Genomic DNA, 7,652 nt, shown 5'->3' on the forward strand with positions numbered 1-7,652 from the left:
GAATTTGTCCATTTTTCCTCCGTGACGACAATTCCATTTCGTTGTAAAGCTAAGGCAATTACAAAAGGGTCAGCTTGATTACTTGTTCGGTTAAAGTCGATTAAAGTTGGATGTTTTGTTAAAATTTCACTTACGATAGTTTGTACTTCATCGTCTAAAGGTTGAAACATTTTACTATTTTTATCCACCCAACTTTTTATGCTATCATCTTGCTTTTCTAATTCAAAATAGACTTCTTCAGGTGCTATTAATTTATCGGTTTCAATTAAACCTTTAAAGTGTTCCCAAAGCTGAGGAAATATCTCAGGCGGATATCTATCATTCCACCCTGTTAAAAGGGAACTGGTGTCAATACAATAAATCAAAAAAAAAAACTCCTAAGAAGACATTTCACTACGCATTAATTCGGATTCAATTTTTGGTAAATGCTTCAATCGTACTCCTAGATAATCAGCAACATCACTCATGTTGATTTTTTGTTCTCGATAAGACTCTAGAACAAGATTTGAATACATTTCCCCATTCCAGCTCAGTACTTTTCTATAATATGGAATTTTCACATCTTCATCTGGACTTTTCATCAATTTCAATTCTTCAAGAAGCTGTTTTCGTTTTGTTCTATAAAATTCAAGGGTTACCAAATCTAATGTAGTAAGCCGGCGAATAATAACTTCACGACTAACTTTATATTTATTGGCAAGTTTCCGAATATTTTCATCAGACCATTGATCTGGATCAAGATTTTGTTTAACGAGTGGTTCTTTTAATAATCCGGCTTTCGGAACTAAGAATGCCGCTGCAAAATGGTTACAAAAAACCTCGAATCTGGAAATATTATTTTTATAATCAGATTCATACATATCACAAATTCCTCCATTTCGAAGGAGTAAATGGCAGTATTCATGGAATAAGGAAAAGATTCGAGCTGTTGGTGTATCTTTGGAATTGATTATGATAAATGGATATTCTTCATTGTAACCAGAATAACCTCTCATTTCAGAAATTTGGACTTTACTGGATTGAAAAACAAGTATTCCTTTATCTTCAAGCGTTTTTTTCCAAAATCTCAATGCTGCATATTTATCCTTTAATTTAAACTGGTTTTGAATGTTTATGTTAAGAAAATCCCTTTCTCTTTGAGCAAGTTTTTCAGGATCATCATTTAAATGAGCAATAGAAAGTTCATTTCCTGTTTCTAGATTTATCATTTTTGCTAATTCGATTGCAATTTCTTGTCTTCTATTGCATTGTCGGATTTGAACTAAAGTATCATAGGATAATTCATGATCCATATTTTCGGGTAATAACCTGAAATCCATAGAAATGTTAGGTAAAGAAGGGGGGTCGGATAAAAAGAATACAGCTAAAGATCGTTTATAAGCATTCGCCGCTTTTCTTAGTTGATTAATGGTTGGTTTTTTTTCTCCAGACTCCCATTGTTCAAGCAATTTTGGGTCGATCGCAATTTTTTTTGCAGATTTCTCAATATCTAATCCTACTGTCTGGCGTGCCCAAGTTAAGAGGTCCGGATTTATATTTGCTCTTGCAGATATCATTTTTATGATCTTTCTATTTTTTCAGTTCAATTTAATAACAATACATAGTAAATTTAACTAAATATATCTAACGAATCTTATTTGGGATGGATTAAATATATTTTGCTTCCTTTATCGCTTCTTATTTTTCGCTTTCTCTTCAGCCTCACGCTTTGCCTTCTCTCCCTTTATCCGCTCCAACAACACCCCTGCCGGCTCATCCTCCGGGTCCTGGGGAATCAGCTTCCCCTCAAAGGCCCGCTTCAGGATGCTCTGGCGCAGGCGCTCTGCCTGTTTAAGGCTGTGCTCGATGGTCTTTTCCATCTCATCAGCCGCCAAGAGGCAACGCTCCACTTCGGTGACGATGCGGTGCTGTTCGGTGAGGGGTGGGAGGGGGATAGCCATCATCTTGATCTCCCCAATATTTATATGTGGAACAGTTGAGCCAGTAATTTTTAGTTTCCATTGAAGTTCAAATATTTTAGATTGTAATGCTAGCATAAAATATGATGAATCAATTCCATTTTCTGTTCTAAACATCATCATTCTTTGGCCTAAACAAATATCGAAATTTGGTGGTACTATAACAGCAGTTCCAATTGTTCCTTCACGTGCAAATAAAATATCTCCAGCTTTAGGAACCAAGCGCCTAACTCTCTCATTGTAAGTATCAACTGAAACAAAACGTGCATTTTCAAAAATGATTTTTCCTTGTTCTATGCAATTTGTATCAATACAATATTTCCCCTCATTTACGAATTTAGGAGTGCTATGTAAACAGTCTACTATATGCTGAGAAATTTCATCTAATCCACCCCAATGCCACCCTTCTGGAAGTTCATTTAACTTGTCGGTTTCAGGCGCTATAGGGTCTTTATATTTCTTCCCCTTATTCTTTTCCTCCCACTTCCGCCGCCGCTCCTCCAGTATCCTCTCCAGCAGCACCTCAGCAGGTTCATACTCCCGCCCCTCGGCCCGCGCCAGCTCAGCTTCGTTAGGCACCAGCCTGCCCTCACATGCGGATTTCAGCACCGACTGGCGGTATCGCTTCAACTGGGCCCGGGCCGCCTTGAGCGACTCCACGCCGGCGTCCAAGTTGGTGAAGAGCTGTTCGATGCGCTCGACGATGCGGTGCTGTTCGGGGAGTGGGGGAAGGGGGATAAATGATTTCTCTAAAAACTGAAAATGCCTAGCATAACCTTTATCTGGTAGTGGAATTCCCTGAATGAAATAATAAAAAAGTCTAGGATAAAACACTTTTTTAGGTCGAATTACTTTTACACCATCGGCACCTGCTACAAAATCAAAATTAACAAATTTTACAATTTTTGTATGATCACCAAAAACTATCAAAGGAGACTCATAAGAAATCTTTAACTCTTCTTTATCAGTATATCCTCCAATAAAGACTTGGCCTTGATCAATAACTGGAAATTTTCCATTTTGTTGATATTCTTTCTGTTTCAGTTTCTTATTTGTTAATGGGATTTTTTCAATTATTTCTTTAACTGGCATCCATGCCCAGTTTTCTGGTAATATAAGTTTTTCATAACTATCCATGATTAATTCCGAAATTACTTTGGATATCCAGGATACGAGTCTGCAACTATACCATGCCCACAATTTATATCATAAATCTGATATTCCCAATATGACTGAAGGTAGCTCATAGGTAGATAATAAAACGATTGAGGTGGTCTGAAATCTTCATCAATATATGGATCAATTGGAGGAGTTAATTCCTGGACATTGGAAATTTTAATAGCATAACCTATATCCGAATTTTTGAAATAATTGAAAAATTCACGTTCAGATATTCCCGCATCTCCATGGCATTGCTTCCATAACAACTGGGGCGAATCTAATAAAATGCAATCGATCTCAACAATGGCAATAATTTTCTTAACAGGAGAACTGGAATAGATATAGATTTTTTCGATATCTTCTCGTTTGAAAATGGACTTCCTGAACTCGTATTTTTTCCTACCCGATACAATTTCTTCAGCGTATTTTGGCTTAACCGACAGTAAAACGTTCATCTATTTCCCCTCCTTCTTTTATCACCATATATTGATTATGATTTATTTCACTAATGGTCTGTGGATAAGAAATACCATGATCGTCAAGAAAATTCTTATCCAGTGGCTTCGGGAGATTCAGATGATGTCTAAATAGAATTACAAACACAGGTTTTTTAGTCCAATCTTTGAGTTCTGAATGAGAATAAACACTTCTTTTTCCAACAGATCGAAGTATCAATTCCAGATCATCACTATGGAATGGTTTTTGGTCAACAACTCCAAGAGAAACTACAGCCTTTTGATCTTTAGATCGATAAAATAGAATAATATCCCCGGCTCTCATTTTCTTTGTCCCAGAATAAGAAAGATATGCTTTCTTGATCGCATTGCCGGGCGCATTGATCTCACTATAATCTGTAAGTTTCATCTGTCGGTTTTCATAGTCAGGGAAGAGCCGGTCATGAAATTCAGGTCGAATGGGAATTAAGAATTTCTTGATATCTAAAGCATCTTTAAATGATGGATAGTATTTCTTGGACATCTCAACGGGTGACAATTCCTTTTCAGTTGGGATGAATTTTTTTAAAAAGACTTCTTCATTATTTTTCTTCAAAAAACCTACACTTTCAAATCCATAATATTCAATAAGATGAATTAAACCATCACTCTCTTTTCGAAAATGGGTTAGATACATCTCAAAAATATGATTGTCAATGCAGTATTGGAAAGCCATTTTTAACAGAAGTTCGCCCAATTTATATCCCGAAAGATCGACTTTTAATGTTGCTATCTTCAATCGTTTAGTGGCCGGGATCGGAATAATTGTTTCAATAGGCTCATTTTCTTCTTTTAGTATAAGCAATGTCTTTATTTTATCATCTTCCTGATAAACCCAGCATTTTCGCCCCTCAATTGATATTTTCTTGAACCAAATCCTGAAAGCAGAGTCACTGTAATCCTCTTTTAATAAATCGAAGAAGGGGTCATCTACATCGAGATTACGCACAAAATCTTCTTTCAGGAGTGCATGTTTCGGGACTCTTCTTGCATACAGGTTCTTGAAAAAATCTAGGGCAGAATCAATGGAAAGCACACGATCATCAAGATCTACTCGGTTCGCCTTTTTATGAAGACCATAATCTTCAGTAATTAATAAATCGACAGCATTTTTTTGGATTGAAAATAAGATTTCGTTATCATTAGTTTCATTACTGCTGGGTGAAGGCCCCATTAGTGATAAAAAATCCTCAGTGGGCCTAAGTGGTAACTCAATAAGTGGATAACCTTTTAATTTTGATAAAATAATCGTTCTCCGCTGAACATCTTTGTCATTATTGATATCTTTTAAAGAAGCTGGATGAATGAAGATTTGATGTCCATGTCTGCGGATTATATTAAGAAGATCTTGAAGATTTGGGCTCAATTCCTTAGGATCTTCGATATGAATAAGAATATTTGTATCAAATATTATTTTCATATTGCATCATTGTCCCAAAAATGTCTGAACATCGTGTCATACCTTCATTTTTCACATTATATCGTTTTGCAAAGAGGTAGGCGAAAGTAATATCATACTGCTAGCACCTCATTAAGTTGCGCTAAAATATTGTTCAGTTCCTGTCCGAAGATCTGGTAGGCCTTTACAATACCGCCTTTTTGGTTAAACGGAACATTCTCAAAATCATCCATTTCTATACTCACAGACGAACCGATATGATCTTTTATCATTGAAAGCCACTCCATCTGTTCTTGTGTAAATGAATCCCTTATATCCTCCTGCTCTGCAATCCACTTCTCAAACCGCTGGTTAACCGTAATTGGGAACGGTTCCAGCATATCACTTTCACCCGTAGCAAACCGCATCAGCGAGATAATATTTGTCAGCAGTCTCTGCGGACCTGCCCCTATCACCTTTGACCTGTCCAGCTGCTCATACGCCTGCCACAACAGCTCTGGTGTTAAATTATATGGCGGTTTTTCAATGGCTTTGGAAAGTTGCTTGATCTCCTGGTATGTGAGATGCCTCCTCCCATATGGTTTGCTATAGATGATCTGCAGCGCTGTAAGCTCGTCCTTGTTTTCTTCAATAAACTGCTTGAAGTTGTTCACCACATTTTGCGCCTTCTCCTTTGCCTGTTCACCAAACCCAGCAAAGATCACAGTGTCCTGGCTCACATCATCGATAACCTGCTCGTTTCGTTTCTTAACGTTAATAATAGTATTTCTCAGTCCAGGATCATCGAAGGAGGTACATGCATCATTCGCCAGCACCTCAGCAGCGCCCCTGATCTGCTCATCGGTTGGCGTTTGTGTGTCAAATAGTTCCCTGGCCTTCTCCACTTTTCTATCAGGATCAACAGCATCCAGCAGATCGTTGATTATCCGTGTTAAAGGCTTACCTCCGGCTGCTTCTTCGATCTCCTGTTTATCATTTTCTTCCAGTGCCCGATCAAGCCTGGCCAGTCTTCCGGCCAGTGAAGTCAGAGTATCCTCATCCCGGTTACCCCATGCAACAGATTCCATAAGTTTCTCAAAGGAGACTGTCTTCTTTCGCTCAAGCGGCCTGGAATCGGTCTTATCATTCTCGCACACGCCCACTGCATCCACGATCACGAAATGGGTCTTACTGGGAGCATCCGGAGTCACTCCTTTCAGGTCAGTATACGAGATGGTCCGTGTGCCCCGCCCCTTCATCTGCTCAAAGAGCACCCTGGATTTCACATCCCGCATGAACAGCAGGCACTCCAGTGGTTTGATATCGGTGCCAGTCGATACCATATCCACGGTCACCGCAATGTGCGGATTATAGGAATTGCGGAAACTGGCAATCAGGTCTTCAGGCTTCTCCCCATAGGTCTTGTAGGTGATCTTCTTGCAGAACTCGTTTCCTTTGCCGAATTCCTCCCTGATGATATGGACAATATCCTCGGCATGGGAATCATCCTTGGAAAATACCAGGGTCTTCAGGACCTCGGTCCTGCCAGGGAACATTTCGGTAGTAAGCTTGTTCTTAAAGGTCCTGATTACTGTCCTTATCTGGTCGGTTGCCACCACACTGCGGTCCAGTTGTTTTGGTGTATATTCCAGGGCTTCATCCAGCTGTTCCCACCGCCTGCGCCTGGTCAGCCGGTCCCTTTTATCGACATAATAACCTGCCTCCACCTTGCTTCCCTGCTCGGTAATATCTGTCTGGATGCGGTACACTTCATACCCCACATTCACCCCATCAGCCACTGCCCGTTCATGATTGTACTCCATGACAAGATTCTGGTTAAAAAAACCCAGGGTCTGCTTGGATGGTGTGGCTGTCAGACCGACTATAAAAGCATCAAAGTATTCCAGCACCTGTCTCCATAGATTATAGATTGATCTGTGATATTCATCAGTTACGATAAAGTCAAAGGTCTCAATAGGTATCTGGGGATTGTAAATAACATCCTTTGGGGTTCTGTCAGCGGGTAAGTGGTCGAACAATGATGCTTCTTCATTTTCAGCATCGTATTCCTCCTCACCTTTCAGCATTGAATACAATCTCTGGATCGTGGTAATACACACTCGGCTGACAGGGTCCAGGGTATTTGAAGTAAGGTGCTGTACATTATAAAGTTCAGTGAATTTCCTGCCGTCGTCAGGGGTTATATATTGCTGGAACTCCTTTCGGGTCTGTCGTCCCAGGTTGCTCCTGTCAACTAAAAACAGTACTCTTCTGGCATTTGCGAATTTTATTAAACGGTATATAGAACTGACAGCAGTGTAAGTCTTTCCTGTTCCTGTAGCCATCTGGATAAGAGCCCTTGGTCTTGATTCAGCTAAAGATTGGTCCAGATTGTGAATGGCATCAAACTGGCAAACTCTCAAACCTTCAGCTTCCAAGTCATGCATAGAAGCCATTTCCATAAGTCGTATCCTAAGGGTATCTGGTTGATACATCCATTCCTTGAGGGTTTCAGGTTTGTGAAAAGCAAAGACCCTTCTTGAGCGTGCATCCGGGTCTCTAATATCTCTGAAATACGTCTCTGTGCCAGTACTTTCGTAGGAAAAAGGAAGTGGCAACTGTACATGTGGAAGATTTCCAGGAATATTTGTTATATATTTG

General features: G+C 39.5%; 6 protein-coding genes. All 6 read right to left on the minus strand.

The features are described 5' to 3' along the window. Positions 1-365: DUF4411 family protein (locus IBX40_09280; protein ID MBE0524505.1), on the minus strand; the 365-nt coding region annotated here is incomplete at its 3' end. Positions 366-377: 12 nt separating this feature from the next. Further along, positions 378-1,556 (minus strand): ImmA/IrrE family metallo-endopeptidase, encoded by a 1,179-nt coding sequence (locus IBX40_09285; GenBank protein ID MBE0524506.1) that lies wholly within the window; start codon positions 1,554-1,556, stop codon positions 378-380. 111 nt (positions 1,557-1,667) lie between these two features. Continuing rightward, on the minus strand, positions 1,668-3,095 hold the full coding sequence (locus tag IBX40_09290) for a restriction endonuclease subunit S (GenBank protein ID MBE0524507.1): 1,428 nt from the start codon (positions 3,093-3,095) through the stop codon (positions 1,668-1,670). Positions 3,096-3,109: 14 nt separating this feature from the next. Next, complete coding sequence (locus tag IBX40_09295) at positions 3,110-3,574, minus strand: ASCH domain-containing protein (GenBank protein ID MBE0524508.1); 465 nt, start codon at positions 3,572-3,574, stop codon at positions 3,110-3,112. Next, complete coding sequence (locus IBX40_09300) at positions 3,552-4,787, minus strand: hypothetical protein (protein MBE0524509.1); 1,236 nt, start codon at positions 4,785-4,787, stop codon at positions 3,552-3,554. The genes IBX40_09295 and IBX40_09300 overlap by 23 nt, the downstream gene beginning before the upstream one ends. 338 nt (positions 4,788-5,125) lie before the next feature. Continuing rightward, positions 5,126-7,652, minus strand: a 2,527-nt coding sequence (locus IBX40_09305) for a DEAD/DEAH box helicase family protein (protein ID MBE0524510.1), incomplete at its 5' end; no start/stop codon positions are given.

Source organism: Methanosarcinales archaeon (genome assembly GCA_014859725.1).
Taxonomy (GTDB): Archaea; Halobacteriota; Methanosarcinia; order Methanosarcinales; family Methanocomedenaceae; genus Kmv04.